Source organism: Pseudomonas sp. JL27(2026), from assembly GCF_056933555.1.
In genome coordinates this window covers 526,720-552,372 of sequence record NZ_CM167794.1, presented here as the reverse complement: position 1 = coordinate 552,372, position 25,653 = coordinate 526,720, and the positions used below count along the sequence as shown (strand labels likewise).

Annotated in this window: 23 protein-coding genes; 21 read left to right on the top strand and 2 right to left on the bottom strand. The window is 54.8% G+C overall.

Features of this window, described 5'->3' with window-relative positions:
- The first annotated feature begins 23 nt into the window (after window positions 1-23).
- Both mscK and selO read left to right on the top strand, forming a co-directional pair.
- Window positions 24-3,374, top strand: a complete 3,351-nt coding sequence (gene mscK, locus AC1Z1G_RS02540) for a mechanosensitive channel MscK (protein WP_483624604.1) — start codon at window positions 24-26, stop codon at window positions 3,372-3,374.
- Between the two features lie 48 nt (window positions 3,375-3,422).
- Window positions 3,423-4,886 carry a protein adenylyltransferase SelO gene (selO, locus tag AC1Z1G_RS02535; protein ID WP_483624603.1) on the top strand — a complete coding sequence of 488 codons (1,464 nt, stop codon included), beginning with the start codon at window positions 3,423-3,425 and terminating at the stop codon, window positions 4,884-4,886.
- A gap of 6 nt (window positions 4,887-4,892) precedes the next feature.
- Here the strand turns inward: selO and AC1Z1G_RS02530 are convergent, their stop codons facing one another.
- Together AC1Z1G_RS02530 and AC1Z1G_RS02525 are read right to left on the bottom strand one after the other, a co-directional pair.
- Entirely contained in the window at window positions 4,893-5,045 is a 153-nt protein-coding gene (locus tag AC1Z1G_RS02530) for a helix-turn-helix domain-containing protein (protein WP_483624601.1), read from the bottom strand.
- Window positions 5,045-5,401, bottom strand: a complete 357-nt coding sequence (locus tag AC1Z1G_RS02525; protein ID WP_483624599.1) for a hypothetical protein — start codon at window positions 5,399-5,401, stop codon at window positions 5,045-5,047. The genes AC1Z1G_RS02530 and AC1Z1G_RS02525 overlap by 1 nt, the downstream gene beginning before the upstream one ends.
- A gap of 268 nt (window positions 5,402-5,669) precedes the next feature.
- Here AC1Z1G_RS02525 and AC1Z1G_RS02520 point away from each other — a divergent pair, with 268 nt between their 5' ends.
- The 19 genes from AC1Z1G_RS02520 (at window position 5,670) to AC1Z1G_RS02430 (ending at window position 25,568) form a co-directional block, all read left to right on the top strand.
- Entirely contained in the window at window positions 5,670-7,454 is a 1,785-nt protein-coding gene (locus tag AC1Z1G_RS02520) for an SLC13 family permease (RefSeq protein WP_483624597.1), read from the top strand.
- A gap of 307 nt (window positions 7,455-7,761) precedes the next feature.
- Complete coding sequence (locus AC1Z1G_RS02515) at window positions 7,762-8,280, top strand: Hcp family type VI secretion system effector (RefSeq protein WP_483624595.1); 519 nt, start codon at window positions 7,762-7,764, stop codon at window positions 8,278-8,280.
- A 549-nt stretch (window positions 8,281-8,829) separates the two neighbouring features.
- Window positions 8,830-9,348, top strand: coding sequence for an Hcp family type VI secretion system effector (locus tag AC1Z1G_RS02510; RefSeq protein WP_347903517.1), 519 nt, complete (start codon window positions 8,830-8,832; stop codon window positions 9,346-9,348).
- Window positions 9,349-9,480: 132 nt separating this feature from the next.
- Complete coding sequence (locus tag AC1Z1G_RS02505) at window positions 9,481-11,574, top strand: type VI secretion system Vgr family protein (RefSeq protein WP_483624593.1); 2,094 nt, start codon at window positions 9,481-9,483, stop codon at window positions 11,572-11,574.
- Window positions 11,571-14,789 (top strand): hypothetical protein, encoded by a 3,219-nt coding sequence (locus AC1Z1G_RS02500; protein ID WP_483624591.1) that lies wholly within the window; start codon window positions 11,571-11,573, stop codon window positions 14,787-14,789. The genes AC1Z1G_RS02505 and AC1Z1G_RS02500 overlap by 4 nt, the downstream gene beginning before the upstream one ends.
- 110 nt (window positions 14,790-14,899) lie before the next feature.
- On the top strand, window positions 14,900-16,039 hold the full coding sequence (locus AC1Z1G_RS02495) for a hypothetical protein (RefSeq protein WP_483624589.1): 1,140 nt from the start codon (window positions 14,900-14,902) through the stop codon (window positions 16,037-16,039).
- Window positions 16,040-16,162: 123 nt separating this feature from the next.
- Window positions 16,163-17,146, top strand: coding sequence for a hypothetical protein (locus AC1Z1G_RS02490; protein WP_483624588.1), 984 nt, complete (start codon window positions 16,163-16,165; stop codon window positions 17,144-17,146).
- Window positions 17,147-17,288: 142 nt separating this feature from the next.
- Window positions 17,289-18,152 (top strand): hypothetical protein, encoded by an 864-nt coding sequence (locus AC1Z1G_RS02485; RefSeq protein WP_483624586.1) that lies wholly within the window; start codon window positions 17,289-17,291, stop codon window positions 18,150-18,152.
- A gap of 384 nt (window positions 18,153-18,536) precedes the next feature.
- The gene (locus AC1Z1G_RS02480) at window positions 18,537-19,445 is read left to right on the top strand and encodes a hypothetical protein (protein ID WP_483627737.1); all 909 of its coding nucleotides are present in this window, start codon (window positions 18,537-18,539) and stop codon (window positions 19,443-19,445) included.
- A gap of 657 nt (window positions 19,446-20,102) precedes the next feature.
- On the top strand, window positions 20,103-20,750 hold the full coding sequence (locus AC1Z1G_RS02475) for a hypothetical protein (RefSeq protein ID WP_483624584.1): 648 nt from the start codon (window positions 20,103-20,105) through the stop codon (window positions 20,748-20,750).
- Between the two features lie 517 nt (window positions 20,751-21,267).
- Entirely contained in the window at window positions 21,268-21,858 is a 591-nt protein-coding gene (locus AC1Z1G_RS02470; protein WP_483624582.1) for a hypothetical protein, read from the top strand.
- Between the two features lie 90 nt (window positions 21,859-21,948).
- Window positions 21,949-22,341: an immunity 22 family protein gene (locus AC1Z1G_RS02465; RefSeq protein ID WP_483624580.1), complete on the top strand. Its 393-nt coding sequence runs from the start codon at window positions 21,949-21,951 to the stop codon at window positions 22,339-22,341.
- 266 nt (window positions 22,342-22,607) lie between these two features.
- Complete coding sequence (locus tag AC1Z1G_RS02460) at window positions 22,608-23,036, top strand: hypothetical protein (protein ID WP_483624578.1); 429 nt, start codon at window positions 22,608-22,610, stop codon at window positions 23,034-23,036.
- A gap of 25 nt (window positions 23,037-23,061) precedes the next feature.
- Window positions 23,062-23,406, top strand: coding sequence for a DUF7716 domain-containing protein (locus AC1Z1G_RS02455; protein ID WP_483624576.1), 345 nt, complete (start codon window positions 23,062-23,064; stop codon window positions 23,404-23,406).
- 27 nt (window positions 23,407-23,433) lie between these two features.
- The gene (locus tag AC1Z1G_RS02450; protein WP_483624575.1) at window positions 23,434-23,880 is read left to right on the top strand and encodes an SMI1/KNR4 family protein; all 447 of its coding nucleotides are present in this window, start codon (window positions 23,434-23,436) and stop codon (window positions 23,878-23,880) included.
- 28 nt (window positions 23,881-23,908) lie between these two features.
- Window positions 23,909-24,172, top strand: a complete 264-nt coding sequence (locus AC1Z1G_RS02445) for a hypothetical protein (protein ID WP_483624573.1) — start codon at window positions 23,909-23,911, stop codon at window positions 24,170-24,172.
- Window positions 24,173-24,208: 36 nt separating this feature from the next.
- Window positions 24,209-24,814 (top strand): hypothetical protein, encoded by a 606-nt coding sequence (locus AC1Z1G_RS02440; RefSeq protein WP_483624571.1) that lies wholly within the window; start codon window positions 24,209-24,211, stop codon window positions 24,812-24,814.
- Window positions 24,815-24,918: 104 nt separating this feature from the next.
- Window positions 24,919-25,146: a hypothetical protein gene (locus tag AC1Z1G_RS02435; protein WP_483624569.1), complete on the top strand. Its 228-nt coding sequence runs from the start codon at window positions 24,919-24,921 to the stop codon at window positions 25,144-25,146.
- Window positions 25,143-25,568, top strand: a complete 426-nt coding sequence (locus AC1Z1G_RS02430; RefSeq protein ID WP_483624568.1) for an SMI1/KNR4 family protein — start codon at window positions 25,143-25,145, stop codon at window positions 25,566-25,568. Before AC1Z1G_RS02435 ends, AC1Z1G_RS02430 begins: the two co-directional genes overlap by 4 nt.
- Window positions 25,569-25,653 lie beyond the last annotated feature (85 nt).

Genomic DNA, 25,653 nt, shown 5'->3' with positions numbered 1-25,653 from the left:
TCACCTTGCACTGACCGGTCTCTATGCCAACTCTGCGCACCTACTTCGCCATCGCCCTGCTGGGCCTGAGTCTCTCCGTCGGCACTCTGCAAGCGGCTGAACCGCCGTCCAGTGACGCCGTGCAGAAGAGCCTCGACAAGATCGCCGAACGCAAACTGCCAGAGGCCGATCAAAAGGCCCTGCAACTGGTGTTGCAGCAGACGCTGACCCAGTTGACCAACCGCAATGACTACGAACAGCGGTTGAACGACCTCAAGCAGCAGCTCGCTAACGCCCCCAAGCAAAACATCGAGAACCAGCGCGAGCTGGCACGCCTCAAGGCCAGCAAACCGGCCCCGGTCGCGCAACGTTACGCCAACCTGCCGATCCCGCAGCTCGAACAACTGCTGACCGAGCGTGCCACCCAGCAAAGCGATCTGCAAAAAGCCCTGGCCGACGCCAACAGCCTGATCATCACCGCCCAGACCCGTCCGGAGCGCGCCCAGGCCGAAATCAGCAACAGCCAGACGCGCATCCAGCAGATCAACGGCATCCTCAAACTCGGCAAAGACAACGGCAAAGCGCTCAGCGCCGATCAGCGTGGCCAACTCAACGCCGAACTGGCTGCACTCAACGCCCTGATCCCGTTGCGGCGCCAGGAGCTGGCCGGCAACAGCCAACTGCAAGACCTGGGCAACAGCCAGCATGATTTGCTGATGGAAAAAACCGCGCGCATGGAGCAAGAGATCCAGGACCTGCAAACCCTGATCAACCAGAAGCGCCTGGCCCAGTCCCAGCAAACCGTCACTCAGCAATCGATCGAGGCGCAAAAGGCCGGCAGCAGCAGCCTGCTGGCGACCGAGAGCGCGGCCAACCTGAAGCTCTCCGACTACTTGCTCAAAAGTACCGACCGCCTCAACGAACTGACCCAGCAGAACCTGCAAACCAAGCAGCAGCTCGACAGCGTGACCCAAAGCGACTCGGCGCTGGACGAACAGATCAACGTGCTCAAGGGCAGCCTGCTGCTGTCCAAGATTCTCTACAAACAGAAGCAGTCCCTGCCACGGCTGCGGGTCGACCGCGACCTCGCCGACCAGATCGCCGACATTCGCCTGTACCAGTTTGAAGTCAATCAACAACGGGAACTGATCAGCAGCCCCGGCACCTACGTCGAGAACTTGCTGGCGACCCAACCACCCGACCAGGTCACCCCGCAACTGCGCCGCACCCTGCTGGACCTGGCCGTCACCCGCAGCGATCTGCTGGAACGCCTGAGCCGCGAACTGAGCGCGTTGCTCAACGAATCCATCACCCTGCAACTCAATCAGAAACAACTGCTGAGCACCGCCCAAACCCTGCGTGCGACCCTCGACGAACAGATGTTCTGGATCCCCAGCAATAAACCGCTGGACCTCGAGTGGGCGCGCACCGTGCCGGAGCGACTGGAGAAACAGGTCACGACCCTGCCATGGGCGTCGAGCTTCAGCGAATTGACCGATGGCCTGACCCAGCGTCCGCTGCTGTTCCTGCCCCTGGCCCTGCTGATCGGTTTCCTGCTGTGGCGCCGCAAATACCTGTATGCGCGGCTGAACAAGGTTCACCAGGACATCGGCCACTTCAAGCGTGACAGCCAGTGGCACACGCCGCAGGCAATCCTGATCAACATTTTGCTGGCGATGCCGGTTTCTCTGGGCCTGGCGCTGTGTGGCTACGCCTTGCAAGTCGACGCACGCGGGCAAAACGCCAACCTCGGCGCCGCATTGCTGCAAATCTCCCAGGCGTGGCTGGTGTTCTACACCGCGTATCGGATCCTCGCGCCGGGCGGCGTGGCCGAGCTGCACTTCCGTTGGGAGAAGCCGCAAGTCGAGTTCCTCCAGGGCTGGATTCGTCGTCTCGGACTGGTGGTGCTGGCGTTGGTGGCCGTGGTGGCCGTTGCCGAGTTGCAACCGGCGGCGCTGGCCGATGACGTACTCGGCATCGGCGTGGTCCTGACCTGCTACGCCTTGATGGCCTGGCTGCTCAGCCGACTGCTGCTCAACAGCCCGACCCACAACAATGCGTCGCTGTTTCGCAAGGCCGTGGGCATCCTGTTCACCGCACTGCCGATCGCGCTGTTCATCGCCGTGTGCTTTGGCTACTTCTACACCGCACTGAAACTCAGTGACCGGTTGATCAACACCCTGTACCTGTTGATGTTCTGGCTGGTGATCGAAGCCACCTTCGTTCGCGGCCTGAGTGTCGCGGCGCGGCGCCTGGCCTACCAGCGAGCCCTGAGCAAACGCCAGGCCGCCCGCGAGGCCGGCGACGGCGAGGCTGTGGTCGAAGAGCCCACGCTGGACATCGAAAAGGTCAACGAACAGTCCCTGCGCCTGATCCGTCTGGCGCTGCTCGGCGGCTTCATCGCTGCGCTGTACTGGGTCTGGGCCGACCTGATCACGGTGTTCTCATACCTGGACAACATCACCCTCTACGAATACACCAGCGGCACCGGCATCAACATGAGCATGGTGCCCATCAGCATCGGCGACATGCTCGGCGCGCTGATCATCATCGGTATCACCTTTGCCCTGGCGCGCAACCTGCCGGGGCTGCTGGAGGTGTTGGTACTGTCCAAGCTCGACCTGGCCCAGGGCAGCGCCTACGCCACCACGACGCTGCTGACCTATGTGATCGCCGGCATCGGTTTTGTCTCCACCCTGTCGACCCTCGGCGTGAGCTGGGACAAGTTGCAGTGGCTGGTCGCCGCGCTCTCCGTCGGCCTGGGTTTCGGCATGCAGGAGATCTTCGCCAACTTCATCTCCGGGATCATGATCCTGTTCGAGCGCCCGGTGCGGATCGGCGACACCATCACCATCGGCAACCTGTCGGGCACGGTCAGCAAGATCCGCATCCGCGCCACCACCATCACCGACTTCGACCGCAAGGACATCATTGTCCCGAACAAAACGTTCATCACCGGGCAACTGATCAACTGGTCGCTGACCGACACCATCACCCGCGTAACCCTCAAGCTGGGTGTCGACTACGGTTCGGACCTGGACCTGGTCAAGGAATTGCTGCTCAAGGCCGCCCGCGATAACCCGCGCGTGCTCAAGGAACCCGAGCCGCAGGTGTACTTCCTGAACTTCGGCGAAAGTACCCTCGACCACGAACTGCGCGTGCATGTGCGTGACCTCGGCGACCGCAACCCGGTACTCGACGAGATCAACCGCTTCATCAACCGCGAGTTCAAGAAGCAGCACATCAACATTTCGTTCCGCCAGATGGAGGTCTACCTCAAGAACCTTCACGGCCAGGAATACAAAATGGTGCCGATCGAGCCGGAAGCCAAAACCATCGCTGCGCCAACCGAGATCAAACCAATGCGGCAACCGCCCGCGGCCAAGCTCGACTAACGACGTTATCCCCAGCAGAATACTCGGACATTCTGCTGGAGATGGCCGTTGAAAGCCCTCGACGAACTGACCTTCGACAACCGCTTCGCCCGCTTGGGCGATGCGTTCTCAACCCATGTGCTGCCCGAACCCATCGCGGACCCTCGGCTGGTGGTTGCCAGCCCCGCAGCCATGGCGTTGCTGGACCTGGACCCGGCCGTGGCCGAAACGCCAGTGTTCGCGGAACTGTTCGGTGGCCACAAGCTGTGGGCCGAAGCCGAGCCGCGGGCGATGGTCTATTCCGGGCATCAGTTCGGCTCCTACAACCCGCAATTGGGCGACGGCCGTGGCCTGCTGCTGGGCGAGGTCTACAACGAAGCAGGCGAGCACTGGGACTTGCACCTCAAGGGTGCCGGGCAAACACCCTACTCGCGCATGGGCGATGGCCGTGCGGTGCTGCGTTCCTCGATTCGCGAGTTTCTGGCCTCCGAAGCGCTGCATGCCCTGGGTATCCCGACCACCCGCGCATTGTGCGTGATCGGCTCCAGCACCCCGGTCTGGCGCGAGAAACAGGAGCGCGCGGCGATGGTCCTGCGCCTGGCGCCGAGCCATGTGCGCTTCGGGCATTTCGAGTACTTCTACTACACCAAGCGCCCTGAACAGCAGAAAGCCCTCGGCGAACACGTGCTGGCCATGCACTTTCCCGAGTGCCTGGAACAGCCGGAGCCGTACCTGGCCATGTTCCGCGAAATCGTCGAGCGCAACGCCGAACTGATCGCCAAATGGCAGGCCTATGGTTTCTGCCACGGGGTGATGAACACCGACAACATGTCGATCCTGGGCATCACCTTCGACTTCGGCCCATTCGCCTTCCTCGACGACTTCGACGCCCACTTCATCTGCAACCATTCCGATGATCAGGGCCGCTACTCGTTCAGCAACCAGGTGCCCATCGGCCAGTGGAACCTCAGCGCCCTGGCCCAGGCCCTGACGCCGTTCATCAGCGTCGACGCCCTGCGCGAAACCCTCGGCCTGTTTCTGCCGCTGTTCCAGACCCACTACCTGGACCTGATGCGCCGACGCCTCGGCTTGACCACCGCCGAAGACGACGACCAGGCACTGGTCGAGAAACTGCTGCAATTGATGCAAAACAGTGGCGTCGACTACAGCCTGTTCTTCCGCCGCCTCGGCGAAGAGCCGGTCGATGTCGCCGTGGCTCGCCTGCGCGACGACTTCGTCGACATCAAGGGTTTCGATGCCTGGGCCGAGCGCTACAGCGCCCGCGTCAGCCGCGAAGGCGCCACCGACCAGGCACAGCGCCGGACCCGCATGCACGCGGTCAATCCGCTCTACATCCTGCGCAATTACCTGGCACAAAAAGCCATCGACGCCGCAGAAAACGGCGACTACTCAGAAGTACGTCGCCTGCACACCGTGCTGAGCACACCGTTCCAGGAACAGCCCGGCATGGACAGCTACGCCGAGCGCCCTCCTGAGTGGGGCAAGCATCTGGAGATCAGTTGTTCGTCGTAAGCCCGCTCAGATAAAGGTCTCCACCGAGACACCAAAGCGCTCGGCCAACCAGCGAACTTGCCGCAGGTTGAGCTGGCGCTTGCCGCTGAGAACTTCCGACACCACCGATTGCGCGCCAACACCTGGCAGGTCGCTTTGACTCAAGCCGTGTTCACGCATCAAGTAACGCAATGCATCCACAGCATCGGCCGATGCTCGTGGTCATACGCCTCGATCCAGTCGCCAATGATGTCCACCAGGCTCATGAGCGGGTTGGCCTCATCCTCACCCACCAGGTCCAGCAGTTCATCAAGCGCTTTGACCAACAGGTCGTAATCGGCCTCGTTCTTTGGCTTGTGCAGCAACGGCGAGATGAACTGCCAGTGCTCGACAGCCTGTTTTATGAGTGCACTCATCTGCGCAAAATCAGCGGGGCTGTAGATTTTCATCCGTCGATACCATTCATCCAGTGCACTCGCTGATTGCGGCCATTTTTCCTTAGCCTCCCAGATCCGTTTGGCAGTGATCACACGCATGCAGCATCCTTATCGCAACTTGCTATGAGCATGGGCTGACCAGCGGTGCGCAACTCGATGTACTTCCAAAGCCTGGATATAAGACGCACGCCCACACCGACGAACATGTGAGCAGATACGACGGGGCACAGACTCAATAACCAAATCGCATATCTACCAGCTTAAACATTCTTAGACTCTCTAAGCGCGCCTCACTATCGTGTCGGCCGCGGCCGCCTCCGAGCGCGCCCGATACCTCATACGAGATTCGTTCGCCAAAGGAAGCCCCATGTCCTGGGACTCGTTACCCCTGCTGTTTGTCGCTGCATTGCTGGTCTGGTTGCTGATTTCTTTCGTGCGCGAAAAATGGAGCGCCGACGTGGTAGCGGCGATTGCCGTTGCGGCGTTGCTGGTGACGCAGATCCTCAGCCCCGGCGAAGTGCTGGGCGTGCTGAGCAACTCGGCACCGGCCACCATCGCCTGCATGTTCGTGCTGTCCGCCGCACTGGAACGCACCGGTTGCATCGATGCCCTGGGCAACTGGCTGGGCAACCTTGTCGGCGATAAACCACTGCGGGTGCTCGGCGGTTTGATGATCACCGCGCTGGTGATTTCCGCGTTCCTCAACAACACCCCGGTGGTGGCCATTCTCACGCCCGTGGCAATTGCCCTGGCCAAACGCGCCAATAGCTCGCCCTCGAAACTCTTGATCCCGCTGTCCTACGCCACCGTGCTGGGGGGCATGCTGACGATGATCGGCACCTCGACCAACATTCTGGTGGACGGCGTGGCGCGCAAGGCCGGCCTGGCGCCGTTCGGCATGTTCGAGATCACCCCGGCGGCCTTGATGTTCGCCGCCGTCGGTTTCATCTACCTGATGCTCTTCAGCAATCGCCTGCTGCCGGACCGCGACAGCCTGTCCAAACAGCTGCGCCCGGACCTGGGCCGCACCTTCATGAGCGAGTTGCTGGTGCCACACGACTCACCAGTGATCGGCAAGACCCTGGCCGAGGCCAACCTCAACGGTGGCAGTGGCCTGCAAGTGCTGAAAATCTTTCGTGACGATCAGGAACTCAGCACCCCGGACCACCACACGCAGTTGCTGAGCGGCGACCGACTGGTGCTGCACGGGCAAGTCCAGGACGTGGTCGAGCTGCGCGAAAGCGGTCACCTGACGTTCAATCGCGGTGAGGCCTTCGAAACCATCAGCAGCCACGACGTGATCCTCGCCGAGGCCATCGTCGGCCGCAGCTCGCGCTACAGCCACCGACCAATGCGTGACCTCGACCTGACTGCACGCTACGGCATCAATGTGTTGGCGGTGCACCGCCAGGCCGAGAACATTCAAGGCAACCTCGACGACCTGCACCTGCAGTTCGGTGACGTGATGCTGGTTGAAGGCACCCCGGCGCAGATCCGCCGCTTCGCCGACAACGGCGACCTGATCAGCCTTAACACCGTGCAGGAACGCGCCTACCGTCGCGACAAGGCACCGATTGCCTTGATCGCCACGCTGGCCGTCATGGTCCTGTCCGCATTCGAAATCATGCCCATCGAAGGCATGGCGCTGATTGCTGCCGTGGTGGTGGTCGCCACCCGTTGCCTGGACGTCGAAGACGCCTATAAAGCCGTGGACTGGAAAATCCTCAGCCTGATCTTCGGCATGCTGGCCATCAGCATCGCCATGGACAAGGTTGGCCTGATCGACCTGGTGGTGAACAAAACCATGGCCGCGATCCCAAATCCTGGGCCGTTGCTGATGCTCGGCTTCATCTACCTGCTGACCACGGTGCTCACCGAAATCCTCTCCAACAACGCCGTGGCGGTGCTGCTGACGCCCATCGCCATCGGTGTCGCCCAGCAACTGGGCGTCGACCCTCGGCCCTTCGTGGTCGCGGTGATGTTCGCTGCCAGCGTCAGCTTCGCCACGCCCATCGGCTACCAGACCAACACCTTTGTGTATAACGCGGGTGGCTACAAATTCAGCGACTTCATGCGCATCGGCATCCCGTTGAACATCCTCATGATGATCGTCGCGATGTTCGTGATTCCGTGGTTCTGGCCGCTGGTCTGAGCGATGACGGCCACTACCTGGCCATGATGCGCAAGAAGTTGCGCAACGGATGGCGCGCTGCTGACTGAAAATCTGCCTTGTGGCATGGCCTGTATGGCTTTCAGGGCACTGCGCAAGTTGTTGCGCAGTGGTGCGCAAGAACTTGCGCAGTTTTCGATCGAGCAGTGCCTGAATTCATCCCACAATAATCATAAACATCTGATTTATATAGATTATTTTTAAATGGCATGGACCTTGATACCCCTCTCGCACTCCCGAGGCAATTTCACCTCTGGGGCTTTTGGCTTATCAGGCAAGGAAAGCTCACATGCCAACACCCGCGTATCTGGCTCTAACGGGCACTAAGCAAGGTTTCATCACCGAGGGTAACTTCTCGCCGGATTCGGTCGGTAATGTCTACCAGCAGGGCCATGAAGATCAGATTCTGGTTCAGGCTTTCAATCACCAGGTCATCATTCCCCGCGACCCTCAATCCGGCCAGCCAACCGGCCAACGTGTTCACAAACCGTTGATGATCACCAAAACGTTCGACAAGTGCTCTCCCCTGCTTTTCGCCGCCCTGACAAGCGGTGAAAAAATGATCGAGTGCAACCTGGAGTGGTACCGCACCTCTGCTGAAGGTCATCAACAGCTGTACTTCACCATCACGCTGGAAGACGCCATCATCATTGAAATCCAGTCGCGCATGCCTAATTGCCAGGACCCGAACAACGCGCACTTTACCCACCTGGAAGACGTGTACTTCAGCTACCGCAAAATCACGTGGGAGCATGTCGTCTCAAATACTTCCGGTTCCGATGACTGGCGAGTTCCCGTCACAGCCTGATCCACTCCCCATCCCCCAAGGATCGGCAACATGAAATGAGGCGCTTGCTCCTAATGCATGTCAGTTAAGGCACGTAACCTGTGGGAGCGGGCTTGCTCGCGAAGAGGGCATTGCATTCAACATCAATGTTGACTGTGACGCCGCTTTCGCGAGCAAGCCCCACAAGGACTGCGGTGCTTAAACTCTTAACTGACAGGCATTAGCGCTTGCTCCCGCCTCATCTCACCTCGCCCACCCGCGAAGCCCAAAACCCAAGTGCGCAACTTCTTGCGCACTTGTTTCCAGAAATCCGCCCGTAATTCCCCTACAGCCCACGGCCCACCTGGCCTGTAGCCGAGTGCGCAACTTCTTGCGCAGTACTGCGCAACTTCTTGCGCACTTTAGCGACCCTTCCTACACGCCAGAAGGCAAAATCCCACGCGTGACACACATAACTAGTTGATTTAACTAGTAATTTTCATACATGGCACAAACCTTGATACATAAAGATCACCCACCGGGCGATTTCGCCCCCGGGCTATCTCATTTATGTAAGCAAGGAGAGCATCCATGGCAACACCAGCGTATATGTCCGTCACCGGCGAGAAACAAGGCCTGATCACCGCCGGCGCCTTCACCGCTGACTCCGTTGGCAACACCTACCAGGAAGGTCACGAAGACCAGGTCATGGTTCAGGGTTTCAGCCACGAAGTAATCATCCCGCGTGACCCGCAGTCCGGCCAACCAACCGGCCAACGCGTTCACAAACCAGTGGTTATCACCAAAGTCTTCGACAAGGCTTCCCCACTGCTGCTGGCTGCCCTGACTTCGGGCGAGCGCATGACCACTATCGAAATCAAGTGGTACCGCACCTCCGCTGCCGGCACCCAAGAGCACTACTACACCACCAAACTTGAAGACGCGATCATCGTGGACATCAAGGACTACATGCACAACTGCCAGGACCCGTCGAACTCGCACTTCACCCACCTGGAAGACGTGCACTTCACCTACCGCAAAATCACCTGGACCCACGAAGTATCCGGTACTTCGGGTTCCGATGACTGGCGTTCCCCGGTCGCTGGCTAAGTCTGGCCGACCGTTACAACACATCGGCCAGCTTTGCTGGCCGATGTCGTTTATGCCCTATAGAATTCCAGCCTTCGTCCACACCCTCACCCGGTGCCGACGCGCGCCGCAAGACTGCAAAAGGAACAATGGATGTTCGCTCCGGCCAATCAGACTCACTTCAGCCTGACCATCGAAGGTCTGGAGAACGATCTCCAGGTACTCGCCTTCAAAGGCCGGGAAGCCATCAGCCAGCCGTTTCAGATCGAGGTCGAACTGGTCAGCGAACGACCGGACCTGAACCTCGAAACCCTGTTGCACAAACCCGCGTTCCTGCAAATGTCGCCCGACGGCAGCGGCATCCACGGGCAGATCTATCGCGCCGCCCAAGGCGATTCCGGCAAGCGCCTGACGCGCTACGCCGTGACCCTGCGCCCGCAGCTGTCCTACCTTGCGCACCGCATCAACCAGCGCATCTTCCAGAACCTCAGCGTGCCGAAAATCATCGGCCAGGTGCTTGAAGAACACGGCATCCAGAGCAACGCCTACCAGTTCCAGCTAGGGGCGGTTTATCCCGAGCGCGTGTACTGCGTTCAGTACGATGAATCGGACCTGCATTTCATCCAGCGCCTGTGCGAGGAAGAAGGTATCCACTACCACTTCCAGCACAGCGCCACGGGCCACAAACTGGTGTTCGGCGATGACCAGACGGTGTTCCCCAAACTCGCCCCCGTGGCCTACCAGCAAGACTCCGGCATGGTCGCCAACGACCCGGTGATCAAGCGCTTCGACCTGCGCCTGGAAACCCGCACCAGCCGCACCACGCGCCGCGACTACGACTTCGAGAAACCGCGCATCACCCTCGAAAGCGCCGCCCCTGGCGATGCCAAGCCGAACCTCGAAGACTACGACTACCCCGGCCGCTTCACCGACCGCGAGCGCGGCAAGCACCTGGCCACCCGCGCCCTGGAACGCCACCGCAGCGACTTCCAGTTGGCCGAAGGCAAAAGCGATCAGCCGCTGCTGGTCAGCGGTCACTTCCTGGCCCTCAAGCAACACCCAAAAGCCAAATGGAACGACCTCTGGCTGCTCACCGAAATCCTCCACGAAGGCAAACAGCCGCAGGTCCTCGAAGAGTCGGTGACCAGCGACACCACGGCCCTCAAGGACGACTTCCACCAGGGTTACCGCAACCGCTTTCAGGCCACCCCTTGGGATGTGCCCAACCGCCCGCCCCTGAACCACCCCAAGCCGCGCATCCTCGGCAGCCAGAGCGCCGTGGTCACCGGCCCCAAGGGTGAAGAGATCCACTGCGATCAGTACGGCCGCGTGAAGGTGCAGTTCCACTGGGACCGCGAAGGCCAGGCCGACGACAAAACCAGCTGTTGGCTGCGCGTCTCCTCGGCCTGGGCCGGCGCCCATTACGGTGGCATCGCCATCCCGCGTATCGGCATGGAAGTGCTGGTGACGTTCCTTGAAGGCGACCCCGACCAGCCACTGGTCAGCGGCTGCCTGTACCACAAGGAAAACACCGTCCCCTACGCCCTGCCGGCGAACAAGACCCGCAGCACCTTCAAGACCCTCAGCTCACCGGGCGGTGGCGGTTACAACGAACTGCGCATCGAAGACAAGAAAGGCCAGGAACAGATCTTCCTGCACGCCCAGCGCGACTGGGACGAAAACATCGAACACGACCAGAAAATCCGCGTCGGCAACGAACGCCACGACACCGTCGAAGCCAACAGCTACAGCGAGTTCAAGGTCGAAGAACACCACACCGTCCACGCGGACCGCAAAGTCGAAACCCAGGCCAGCGACCACCTCACCGTGGGCGTGAACCAGCACATCAAACTCGGCACCAGCCAGTTCATCGACGCCGGCCAGGAAATCCACCTCAGCAGCGGCCTCAAAGTCGTCCTCGAAGCCGGCAGCGAAATGACCCTCGTCGGCGGCGGCAGCTTCGTCAAAATCGACGGCGGCGGCGTAACCCTGAGCGGCCCGGTGATCAACATGAACTCGGGAGGAAGCGCCGGGAACGGGACGGGGGCGGTGCCGTTGTTGCCTGTTCCACCAAAACCGGCAGACACCGCGCCAGTGGGGCAAAAACCCGGAGCCGCACAGGCCAATACCCCCGTGCCAAAGAAACCGCCCTCGAAGAAAGGACCACTGGAACTGATTGTTGATGTCTGGGGCGACCCTGAATCCGGCGACCAACTGAAATTACTGGGCCCGGAGGGCAAGGCATGAGCAGTTTCAACGACAAGCCCATCAGCGAAGGCACTCGCAAGAAAACCGAATACGAGAATGAGCAAAAGCTACGACTGGCACTGAACGTTCAGCGTACCGATGGCGGGGTTCTCGAGATTCCGATCATGGTGGATGCCAAAACCACCGAAGAAGAAGAAAAGCACCAGCACAACACACTGCTGGCCGTGACACCGCTGGCGCGTTTGCCGGGGTATGACAAGGTCCATGAAACCCCGAAAAGCGCACTGCCACGCGCCGGCCGGATTTACGTGTTCCGCCAGAACAAACTATGGCGAGAGCTGGAGACCGACGGCAAAGGCCAACTGTTCGAAGTTGACCTTGCGCACTGGCGCAAAATCGCCAAGCAAGGGGGCAAGGCCGACGACCGCGAGCCAGTCGGCGTAAAGCAGCACCTCATCCTGCTGCCCATGTTTTTGCAGGGCAAGTTCGTCGGCAACCAACTCAGCATGGCCTATAGCGAGCTGCCATGGACGTGGGAATACATTGATTGGCTCGAAGCGAAATCCTCACGGATCAAAGACCGCAGTCAGGACATGAGTTGCGCCTGGCCCGCAGCGGCTGGCGAGCAACAGCACTGGAAAGCGACCCAAGTCTTTCCAGCCTTTCCGATCACCGGCCAAAGCGGTGGCCTACGCGCCCGCGAACTGCACGCTGAAACCCTGCTCATAGACCCTTCGATCTTCACACCTGAACTCAAGACAGTGCCCGCCACGGAACTGATCACACAACTGGATCAGCGTCATCAGGAACTGGCTGCACACCTGAAACTAACTCCACCACCATCGCCTTCCGAGTTGCCGGAAGGCACCGACCTGCTCAACGAATATCAGTTGCGCGGCTACCCACAGTTAGTGGGCTTCATACTCGAAGATCCGCTGTTTGCGTTCCGCCACGCGGTTGCACAAACCCGGCTTTCAGTAGAGTTACTACAAGCGCTCAACGCTTTGGTTCCTCACCAACCTTTTGGTCACTACGCCGAGTTGCTCTATCGAGAAGCCATTTCGACTTCCGGCTCTCTGAAAGACCTGCAACCGTACATTGACCAGGACGCGCTAAAAAAATCCACGCTGCATACAGAGCGCGAACAGGCGCGTGAGTGCCTATATCGTCAGCAAGAGCGTATGCTGGAGTTGGTCAGTAAAAAACTACCCGCCATCTGGAACGATTACCTGCACAGTAAGGACGAGCGCCTACTGGAACCTTATGCTTTGCTGATCGAGTTGCTGGAAGTATTAAGCCGCTCCCCGAAAAAGTCCGACCCCCGATGCATCGAACCCGAAGACAGTAAAATCAGCATGGCTGTATTCAAGCTCAGCCGACAACTGCTCGAGGCCACGCATGAGCTTACTAAAGGATTGTTACCTGAAACTAACGGTGAACTTCCACCAACTGCACAACGACTAAAAACACTCAAGCTCGACCGAAAAAATGTTGAGCCTGAACGAATGGGGCTAAGTTCGTTGTCGTTGTTCACGGATGTATATATTGGCCAAAACGTCGCGCTAGCGATTGACGAAGTAGCAAACCACCTCGCACAAGCTAGTGCGTTAGTCGTAAAGGCGGTAGCTGAGAGCGAACATGTAGTTCAGGCTGATCTGGTCCGAACCTTCGGACCCGGCTTTACATTTGCTAATAAATTGCATAGTAAAGCCCAGAGGTTCCAGCTAATTGGTCAAGGCGGAGCCATTGCGCAAGACTTGATAGTGCTCGGAGCTCATGGTGGTGACTACAGCTTTGGACTATCGCTCGCAGAGCGCCGCACCTATACCGCGGACAACTTTCTCTACTCCAATATGGTCAATAAGAACGGAGAGATCACCGGCACTACCAGTGGGAAGATTGCAAATAAAAATCACCTCGCAAAAGTCAGCTTAGGCCATATCACGGTGGTGGCAGGACCAGCCGACGACCCGCTGGTTCAGGAGTATTTAAAATGGCGTAGTCGTACTTCGGTGCTACCGGCCGCAGACAAATTATCGAAAAGTGTAGTACTCCCTGGGATAGCAACAGCGTTTGCAGCGTTCAGTTTGTATGCCAATACCGTTGGGGCAAAAAGTCTGTATGAGAGCGGTGAGTCCATGCGATTCGGGGCGGGACTACTTGCAGCTAGTGCCGATCTTGTACTAGCCACAAACAATATCGCAATGAAATTGCTATTAGAATCCGGAGCCATCGACAATCCCTGGTACACATTTTGGGAAGATGGTCGACTCAACCTTAGTGAGCGGTATCCAAATTGGGCGAAGAACCTTGAAGCGCGAACGGGAAATTCGTGGCTTAACTTAAGCCGTATTGGTGCTGGTACAGCTTTAGCGGCCACTACGGCGTTGTTCGCATGGGACGCAGTACGCTCTTTTCGACAAGGAGAAAATGACGTCGCTGTAGCCTACATTATTGCATCTGTTGGCTCCGGCATATGGACGCTTTACACTATTGGCATTTTAGCAAACCCCTGGGTGCTGGGAGTAGGTATTGCTTTGTTTGTTGCTGGACTTGTGGGTAGTGCTTTGCTAGCAAATAGCGCCATCGAACAAGCGGTAAAACAGGGTCCATTTGGCACTAGTGATCGCCTAGCACATCTAAATGATCCATTAGTTGCTTATCAACAGTTGCTAGGAGCATTAGGCTCGCCACGCTTTAAGGTTGCTCGCCTGCAAAACTGGCTCGAAAAAGCCAGTCCTGCTGATAGGAATAGACTGAACAATGAGATTAGTCGAAGTCCGCTAAAGCCAGAATCTCTCGACTGGGCAGTGGAGTTGCAAACTCCGCTACTGAATCACTTCAAAAGCGGTTTTAACTTTAAGGTGAACGCTAAAGAAATCCGCAGAATTAGAACAAACACAAACATATCACCTTCTAGAATCGATATCCAAAAAGAAAAAATAGGTGCTATTGCATTAGATAGCACAAGAATCCTCTTCATATTTAACAAGCAGCATGAAGTAGTCCCTGTCCGCGACCCACGCCGAGCTTCGGCAACGTATGAATATTGTTTACGAATCTATGGTCAGTTTGGACTAGGGGAAGAAAAATGTGGGCCTACTGACTTATTTCCAGGCTATCAACATATTCAATTACCCCAGCCTAAACCCAGTGCATGGCAACCTTATCCAGGCCCACAACCCACAGACAGTGACGGTGCTAATGACGTACCTTACTGGCTGATTGAACAAACGGACTTTGCAGCGATATGAATACATCGAGAACCGGCCTACATGATTATAGCTCTTCTTGCTACAACAGCAGAAATATTCCAATACTACCCCCTCATAAATGGGTTGCCGATGCGAACCGCAGCAGCCTAATGCGAACCACACTCAACTGGGGGCACTATGCCAGCCGCGAGCCTTGGCAAGAGGTTTCCGTACAACTTAAATCCGGCAGAGCCAATATTTCCAACGCCGAAAAACGCAATGACTTGTATAAAAACCATCAGCGATGGAAATTCGAAAGCCTTAATAAAATATTAACTATAGCCCCACTTTTAAAGTGGTCATCAATTGCTTTCATTCCTTGGATAATATTCACCCTCGTAATGTCAGGTGCAATGCATACACCTTTAGCCAATGTCACCAAGGCATATGGCGTCTACACATCCATGGCAATAGCCTCCATCATACCATTATTCTCATTAATAATGATGGGGCTAAGTTGTTGGTATATGTGGTCAGACACTCCAAAGTATAAAAACTACATAATTCAAACCAGTATTGGATTTGCTATTTGTTTAGCTGCGTCCATTGCTACATACGGCACCCCAATCTACGGAAACAACCTCTTGATCGGCAGTGCCGCTATGGCTACTACCGTTTTCATGGGGCTGGTCGGCTGGGACTTTTTACTTGAACTCTACTTGCGCGTATTCCAGCACGACGGTAGTGAGTTTAACCGGCAAACCGGCATGCTCACTGTAGCCCGTCGCTTCCGCACACCTTTCACTGCCCCGTTCTACGAGTTCGACGCCACCATGGAGTTTCGCCCCGGCCCTCACGGTAACGGTGGCATGGCCATCTGGCTGCATCACCGCTACAGCGACTTCGAAGTGTTCTTGGGCGCCAAGTTGCAATCGCTCGGCATGACCCGAGAGGAGTGCCTGGCCTTCTGGGATACCTTACAGCGCTACATGGACGTGAGCCAGCCATTGCCGGAGTTACCGATCCTTGAGCAATTCCGCCATCTCGACCCAACCACCGCTGCTCATGACAAACTCACCAAGCGCCCGCCACGCCGCTGGCGCGACTTGAAATACCAGGTCTGGGAACGCACCGAAAGATCCGCCATGATGAAAGGTAATCTTAAATATCAGTGGCAAAACCAGCCGTGCATCCTGAGAGCCAGAATAGACCCAACCCTAAGCATCGAAACCTACTACCGCACGCAAGAAGCCAAGGGCATTCACTCGACGCCCAAAGCGGACGATTATGACAATGTGCACCGTGGTTGATGGTTAGAGCTACTCGACTGAAAGGCATCCTGTATGACGATTAAATCGAAGCCTTCCTGTTCTTTGGATGCCTGACAAGGCAACAAATTGAACGCTTGCCTTCCAGCGGATCTGAGCTGACCCATGAGTCTGAATAAGTTACGTACTCTGCTGTCTGAGAAACTAAGCGGCAATAATCCGAGTGCAATCCTTCATGCAGATAAACCCACCGGTCAGCCACCAATGAGTTTATTTGATATAGAGGAACATAAAGAACACTACTTGACAATTGCATCCAGCGACGGGACATATCGGGGGATGCTCACCGGCGCACTAGCCGGTGTGGGTGGATTAGGGTTTGCTGTACTAGCATTTCTAGTTCTGCTAGATGGAAAAATTCAACCTGCATTAATAACAGCGCTTGTAGCTGCATTACTATTTATAGTCCCTTTTCTCTGGGAAGTATTCCGCCCTCTCCCCCCTCCGATTCTTTTCAACCGCCGCACACGTGAAGTTTACTTTCAACACGATGGCGACTTGTACCATACGCCTTGGGACGGTATCGCGGCGGCTGCTTACGAGTTTGAAATGGTAGGACCTTATACCGGCGGCACCCGTCATGCATCTCTTGAGGTGCTGGTTCAATGCTTTGGCCATCCTGAAAAACAACTACTGATCAGCCTTGGATTACCGATGGCTAAAAGCCTGAAACTACAGGAGAGTTTTTGGGAGTATTTGCGTTCCTACATGAACAACGGACCATGGTTCGATGAACACGGGAACCATAGCGAGTCAGACAGCTTCGTTAAAGGCCAACTAGAAATAGCTGACAGCGCAGGAAAAGTCTTACGCAACACTTGGAACTTTGTCGCTAGCGAATATAAAGCCGCTGATGGAAAGAACTTCCTGGATTTAGGTAGCGTAATCATGTTGATTTGCGCAGTCTTTCTCCAACCCATGAACAGCATTCATGACTTCACCTACAGCGTTGTAAAGCTGCGTAACCGCAAGCGCTGGCCCGCATTGGTAACAGAACGCCTACGAACGGACGGCCCGACAACTCGGCTCATTGATATCGAACCAGTACAAGAAGAGTCCAAACAACAAGATGACTTACCAGTTCAATGAGGGATTTTAGCTACTCATCATCAATCCGAGCCTGTACCACACAATGAGCCTAGAGACTTTGCGCACTCTGCTAGCCACACGGCTAAGCAGTAATAATCCGAGTGCAATCCTTTATTCAGATAAACCCACCGGCCAGCCGCCTATGAGTTTGTTTAGCGTTGAGGACCAGAAAGAACATTGTCTGGCAATTGCCACAGGGGACGGAACATATAGAGGGATGATTACCGGAGCGTTAGCAGGTGTCGGTGGATTAGGGTTTGCAGCAATAGCTATACTGGATCTGTCTAATAAAAACTTTCAGGCAGCGTTGGAGTCGGTAACTCTAGCTATTCTCTTATTCATCCTACCATTCCTCTGGGAAGTACTCCGCCCTCTCCCCCTTCCAGTCCTTTTTAACCGTCGTACTCGTGAGATTTATTTTCAACACGATGGAGATTTGTACCATTCTCCTTGGGACGGGATCGCCGCAGCAGCTTACCAGTTTGAAATGATGGGACCTCACAGCGGTCTCACACGTCACGCCTCTCTTGAGATACTGGTTCAATGCTTCGGCCATCCTGAGAAGCAATTGCTTATCAGTCTTGGCTTACCGATGGGTAAAAGCCTCGAGTTGCAGCAAAGCTGCTGGGAATATGTGCGGTCCTACATGAATAACGGACCTTGGTTTGATGAGAACGGCGATCACAGCGAGTCAGATGAGTTCGTAAAAAGTCAATTAGCAATAGGCGAAAACGCAGGAAAAATCGTCCAGACTACTTGGAAGCGTATTGTCGCAGAGTATAAAGCTTCAGGCGGCAAAAACTTCTTGGACTTAGGAGACCTGCTCATGTTCATCAGCGCCTTGGTACTCCAGCCTATGAACAGCATTCAGGATTTTACTTACCGCATAGCCAAACTTCGTAACCGCAAGCGCTGGCCAACATTGGTAACAGTGCGCTTGCGGCCGGATGGCCCGACGACTCGGCTCATTGATATAGAACCAATGCAAGAAAAGCCCCAGAAATAAGACGACGCGCCCAATAAATGACTAATCTTATCTAGCGACCATCGACCCAGACGATTACGATAGCATCCATCGTAGCCGGGCACCAAAACTGACAACAAACAATATCTAAATGGATCATGAGCCATAAAAATTATTGGGCTCATCGGATACGGACTCTGCCCCTAATGGAGCAAATATTTTTTATTTTGACAAGTACCAAACACACTCATAAGGTGCTTGGAAATGACTAATCAAAGTGCGCCACCAATCCACTACTCGTCCGATGCATATAGACTAGATCAAGTTCCAAACCAACCAACCTCTTCTGAACGCAGCTGGTTCAGTAAATTTTCTGGCACACGTTTACCTTGGGGCAACACTCAAGATGTAGCCCCAAGCTGCATCATGGAAGACCCCACACCCAACGATATGCGTTTTTGGGAACAAGTAAAAAAGAAAAAAGAAGAGAAGAAGGCCAATGGCACCTATGTGCCCCCTACATTTGAAGGTGTCGAGCTACATCAAAAATATGATCATGAGCGCTTTCGCCTGGCACAACTCCCTATAAGCTCAAAGCTCTGGATATATCTGGCCACGGCGGGAAAAGGTATATTTTTTATTGCTGCCCCCCTATACACAGTTGTTAGCCTAGGCCTTCATATTGTTTCAAGAGATGCAGATATAAAGCTAGGATTCTTTGAAGTGCTCATGATGGGATTTTGGCCATTTATCTTTCTACCACTATTCTTCTGGGGAGTTGGATACACCGTCATTAACTATTTCCCGAAAGTTTGGTTCCGCCCCCCCAAAGGTCCACTTTGGGAGCTGAATCGTCGTACTGGCCTGGTTACCGTCTTTGATTATAAAGATTTCAAAAAAACAGGCGTCATCGGCGAACACATTGCACCGTTCTACGAGTTCGATGCCTACCTCGTCACGACCCCGGACCGCCAGGGCCTGCCCATGATCGGACTTTTTTTGATTCATCGTTACCGGGATATCCGCATCAACTTCAATAGCCTGATCACACCTGACAACACCGAGCAAAAGCCTTGCGCATTATGGGATTTTTTCCAGAACTTCATGGATGTCAGCCGTCCACTGCCGGACCTGCCTCTCTATGAGCCCCACCGTCATCTCGACCCGGTGAGTGCCGAAGCCGACCGTGCCAGCGGACGCCAACCCCGCTACTGGATCGACATGGACGACGAAACGTTCAAGACCAAGGTCAAGGAAATGCTGGGGCGCATTGACGCCATTGATACCCTGTCCCGCCCCAACTTAATGGCTCAGCATGTGAACTACAGTGATTAATGAAGCCAATAATATGCCCTGCTGGCTGAGAACAATACGGTCTTTCAAGATATGTACGCTGTGACTAATCCCCCCATAAATTATGACCTCTCTGCATTCAACAGCGGGGCGGTTCCTGCGCAACCTCCCCATAAGTGGCCTGGCGACGCCAATCGCTCGGGTCTAATGCGTACGACTCTTCATTGGGGACACTATGCCAATCGGGAACCCTGGAAGAGTGTAGACGTTCAACTCCAGAGCAAAATCAATGATATATCTAATCCAGAGAGCAGCCATGATATTTTCATCAACCATCAACGCTGGCGATTTGAGAACGTTAACAAGCTCCTGATACTGCTCCCTTTTCTTAAATGGACATCTATCATTTTTATACCTTGGGCTTTATGGGGACTTGTACTATCCGCCACTATCGGCGTGTACTCCGCAGATTTTACAAAAATACAACGACACTCCATAACGGCACCTCTAATACTATTCACATGCTTTCTTTCCATTGCTATGATCGTACTGAGTATTTGGTTTACCCGCTCAACAAAAAGCAATTACACATATTATTTAATTCAGACAGGAACTGGTGTACTTACATGCCTGGTAGCATCTATCGCGGCACATGAAAGTCCAGTCTACGGAAATAACCTCATCATCGGCAGTACTGCCATGGCAATCACCGTATTCATGGGCGTTATCGGTTGGGACTATGTGCTCGGTCTTTATCTGCGAGTGTTCAAACACGACGGCAGTGAGTTCAACCGACAAACCGGCATGCTCACCGTCGCCCGCCGCTTCCGTGCACCTTTCACCGCACCGTTCTACGAATTCGACGCCACTATGGAGTTTCGCCCTGGTGCTCATGGCGACAGTGGCATGGCTGTCTGGCTTCATCACCGCTACAGCAGCTTCGAAGTATTCCTGGGCAGCAAGTTGCAATCTCTGGGCATGAACCGCGAAGAGTGCCTGGCCTTCTGGGATACCTTGCAGCGCTACATGGACGTCAGTCAGCCGTTGCCTGAACTTCCGATTCTGGAACAGTTCCGCCACCTGGACCCGACTACCGCGACTCATGACGCCCTCGTCAACAGGCCACCACGCCGTTGGCGCGACTTGCAGTACTCGGTGTGGGAGAGCACCGAACGGCCAGCGATGATGCAGGGCAACCATGATTACCCATGGCAAAACCAGCCGTGCATCCTGAGAGCCAGAATAGACCCGACCCTGAGCATCGAAGCCTACTACCGCGCACAAGAAGCCAAGGGCATTCACTCGACGCCCAAAGCGGATGATTATGATGATGTGCACCGTGGTTGATGATTAGAGCTACTCGACAGAAAGGCATCCTGTATGACGGCCAAATCGAAGCCTTCCTGTTCTTTGGATGCCTGCCAAGGCAAAAAATTGAACGCTTGCTTTCCAGCGGACCTGAGCTGACCCATGAATCTCAATACGCTACGCACTCTGCTGTCTGAGAAACTCAGCGGTAACAATCCAAGTGCAATCCTCTATGCGGATAAACCCACAGGTCAACCACCCATGGGTTTATTTGAAATTGAGGATCAGAAAGATAATTTTCTGACAATATCCGCAGGTGACGGAGCATATAGAGGAATGCTTACTGGGGCACTAGCAGGTGTCGGTGGATTAGGACTTTCCGTGCTAGCAATTTCTGACTTGCTAGATGGTGACTTTCAAAGCGCCTTGAGATCAGCAGCTATGGCTGCTCTTTTATTTATCATACCCTTTTCTCTGGGAAGTATTCCGCCCTCTCCCCCCTCCGATTCTTTTCAACCGTCGCACACGGGAAGTTTACTTTCAGCACGATGGCGACTTGTACCATACTCCCTGGGACGGTATCGCGGCAGCTGCTTACGAGTTTGAAATGGTAGGACCTTATACCGGCGGCACTCGTCATGCATCTCTTGAGGTGCTGGTTCAATGCTTTGGCCATCCTGAAAAACAACTACTTATCAGCCTTGGATTACCGATGGCTAAAAACCTGAAACTACAGGAGAGTTTTTGGGAATATTTGCGTTCCTACATGAATAACGGACCATGGTTCGATGAACACGGGAACCATAGCGAGTCAGATACCTTTGTTAAAGGCCAGCTAGAGATAGCTGACAGCGCAGGAAAAGTCTTACGCAACACATGGAACTTTGTCGCCAGCGAATATAAAGCCGCTGATGGAAAGAACTTCCTGGATTTAGGTAGCGTAATCATGTTGATTTGCGCAGTCTTTCTCCAACCCATGAACAGCATTCATGACTTCACCTACAGCGTTGTAAAGCTTCGCAACCGCAAGCGCTGGCCCGCATTGGCAACAGAACGCCTGCGGTCGGATGGCCCGACAACCCGGCTCATTGATATAGAACCAACACAAGTAAAGCCTCAACAACCAAACGACTTACCCACTAGCTAATCATCCTTATCTGCCAGCCAATGGTGCGAACGATTAAGAAGTAATCACCATGACTGAACACAAAACAATGAATAATACCCAGAGAGTTAAATGAATGTGACCAAAACCGTCTCGATCTGGATTGCGAATACCCACTGGGACATCACAACCCTGCAGGAAATCGTGAGTCCGTCCTATTCCGAAGACGGGGACTCTCTGGGCTCAGCGTTCACTCGTGCATTTTCGCTGGGCTTCATAGACAATGACTTGATTGAAATAGACATCGTCAAACCAACGTACTCATTGGCAGAAGCCATTACAGGCTGTTCCTATGACACAGCACTTCTGAACGCGATTAATAGCAGTTCGGCTCATTTATACAAAACCACCATAGACACAATAGTCTTGATTTATGATCATGAGACGCCTGTCACTCTAGAAACAAACACCATTAGAGACAAACAGTTCTTGCATGTCGGAAAATTCAGATACAGCGAAAAATAGACCACCAACAAATTTATGCTTCGAAAAAACAGTCTAGCCCCACTTATTGAGATTCAAGATTGAATCCAACCTGATTTCGAACCTCACCCCCAAAGACGCGGACGTGACCCTTAACGACATCTACGCGGCCGTCAGCACCAAACGGCCCAGCCCATCGGCCATTGAGCAGGTAACAAAAAAGCTGGAAAAACTCTGCTTCAGCTTGAAAAATACCGAAGATTAAAGACACAGGGTCTCGCCTTAGTGCCACTCAAGGAGAATTACGGGTGATTTTTCGTTTGGAAGGAAAAGCCATCGACTCATCCTCAGTCAGCTACAGGAGCATGGGTTTTGGGCATAGCACGACGCTTGCGACTAAACCGTTCGAGTTTTGTGTCGATCTAAACGATCTTCAACCCGGCTTCGAGAGCAAAGCAAATTCGTTCATCGATGACTGCATCACCGATGACAAACAGCAAGGCTACGAAGACCTCCCCGAACTGGCGGCCATTGGGTACCCGGATTTCATCACACTCGTTCGGGAGCACGCTGCAATCGCCGAAGCATTGATTCTGGACTATCTGTTCATTGATATCGTTGACTATCTGTTCGGGGCTGGAAAGGACCCACGGCACATCATCAACAACTTGCACTCCGTAAATATCGAGCGCTGCACAATCACCCTAACGGGCGATGTGTTTACCAGAAGCCCGTGATGTCTGGCTCAGGGAGCGTTTTCATATGAACTACAAGACACTGTCGGCGCTGCTCGCAAACGCAGACACGCTGGACTGGCAAACAGCCCTCTATTTGCCTGTGGATAAAAGCCGCTGGGGCCTCGATTGCGTAGCGATTGTGGAAAACCCCGATGGCTTCGATGACTATGATGGCAATGACAATCCGGTGGCGATTTCCAAGCTACATTACCGCTACGTCGTCCAGTGTGATGATGTGCAGTCCGTAGTACTCAACCTGCGGGAACAATGCCCGGCATTCGATTTACCCCTGGCGTACAGGGCATTCATTTTTTACCTGGAAAATGACGCCTTTATCAACATCGAGCCAAGCCGAGCGCAGTCCTTTTGAATCGGTGTACTCGGCCGGAGACTGCTTATGCATGACTACCCGGCACTGGCCAGACAACTTGATAACACAGGTGAAGAAACCTTCTGGTTTCCACCCGCCAATCGTCAGGAAGTCATCACGCTTGAAACACTGCTCGACCTGAGGTTCCCTGACGACCTGATTGAGTTCCTCATGACCTGCGGTGGCGGCGGCGTTGTCGAGTCGGCAATCGGCGGGATCGCAGACGATGATGCGTCGATAGCCATTGGGGGAACGATCCACTACAACACCGTTTACTGTCGAGCCGAGTTCCAGTTGCCCTCTCACTTGGCGGTTATCTACTTGCACGATGACGAGGTGTGTTGGGCGGTGGACTGTCACTCAGCCGGGGGCGGAGCCGTCGTCAGTTACAACGTTTTCCAAAGACGCATCGAAAATACCCTGGCAGACAGCTTTTTCATGTTCTTCAAGGAATATGTAGAGCTGAGATGCTGATTTCAACTCACCATCAGGCCCCTTCACCATGAAGTTCAACGACGTTTTTGTGGACCGGGTAGAACGCTTTTCCCTGGGCATCGAACAAGAGTCGGGGCGGTTTTACCTCTCGATACCGGTCAGCAACCGCATGGTTGATTACGAGGAGTATTACGAAATCGACCAGGCCTGCTTTGACGCCTACAGGGCAACCCCTGCTCTGGCGCTGGCGTTTTTACAGGGCTGCCGCAACCGTGAGCGGGACGAGTTGCTGATGTTCAAACCCGGCCGTGATCGCGGCGTCGCCAGCTAACGGGATGTGCATGTTTGACAAGACAGGAGTCACCGTTTGAATTACCCCGAACTGCAAGACGCTGTTGAGCGTACCGGGTTCCACGTCGTTGAATTCGAAGACTGCCGGGAGTTCTTCGGCTGCTGGTCACTGACGGTCGAAGGCCATGGTTGTACCTGCTTGATCGTCCACGAAGGGCGAGACGGTTGGTTGATGTTCTACCGCGCCGGCGCCGACGGGGCGTTTACGGAACTGGAGAGAAAACAATCGGCCTGGATGGATAACACCGACAAAGCCATGTGTTGCCTGGGCAGGCTCTCAAGCTGCAACCCCGCGCGACACGCACACAAAGTTCGAAGCTACTACATAATCGCCGAGAAGGACCTGGTGCCGCACCAACCCCACAGTGCTGAATGGCCCAAGTTGATCGGCTATTGCTACAGCGATGACTACTTCATGTTTTATGAAGGTAAAGGGCATGGCCTCGGTGGCTGTACCGTGCCCGCTAGCGAAGCCAAAGAACCCAAATGGCGATACCTGTTTACCGCGCTGGAGCTGGAGTGGTTCATCGACTTTCTGGAGACATCGCCGTTTGCGTCCGAGGCCGCGTTTGTCCGGGCGCTAGAGCAAAAAGTTGGCCCGCTCGACATTCAACAACATTAAGCAGTGGCCCTCGCGGCTGCTACCCGCAGGTTTCAGCCACACCCTTGATGAAGTACCCTGGCGTGGCCCTGAAACGGCAATGGTTTTAACTTCTGGCAGTGAACATGGACGATCAGCAACAGGCTTTACCGAGCAAACGTAATACATTCGGCCTCTACACCAAATGGCTGATGGGTATTCTGGCCGCTGCGGCCATCGCAACCCGCTCCCCCACCTTCAAACTCCTCCTGTTCTTGAGCGTTATTTTGCACCTCGTGCAGGCTGGCATCTTCCTGCTGCGCCGAAAATCCGCCGCAAAAAAAACGCTCGATGGACCGCAGGTAGACCAATGATTCCTGAGCTGTTAGTTCACCTGATCGAGAAGCAGACGGGCGATATTCACACGGTAGACCAAGCCTCAGTCACCCAGGCACTCGACCTGCTCGATGTGCCTGTGAACAGTGAGTTTGCAGCGTTTTTTCTCCGCTACCGAATCACGTTCTACAAGAGCCATTCTTCGTACATGGAACTCTCCAACCTTGGTGGTCCAAGCCATGAAATAGAGATGGCCACCGGGTTCATTCACGAGGTGTGGGAACTGCCGGATAACTTCATCTGCCTGACAGGCGTTCAGGGGGAAGGTTGCTACGTGTACGACAAACACAGTGGCGAGGTAGTGGACTTCGATCTTGCACAACGCGATGAGTTTCTGGCGGGGGAAACAGCGTTGAGGTGGAAGAGTTTCTTTACGTTTTTAACCTGGTACTTGTCCTAAGGTCTGTACGAAAAGTCGCCGAGTGGCGATCAGGCAAGGCAAAAGCAGGCGAGAAAGCGGAGTTTACGGGTTGTAAATGAGCATT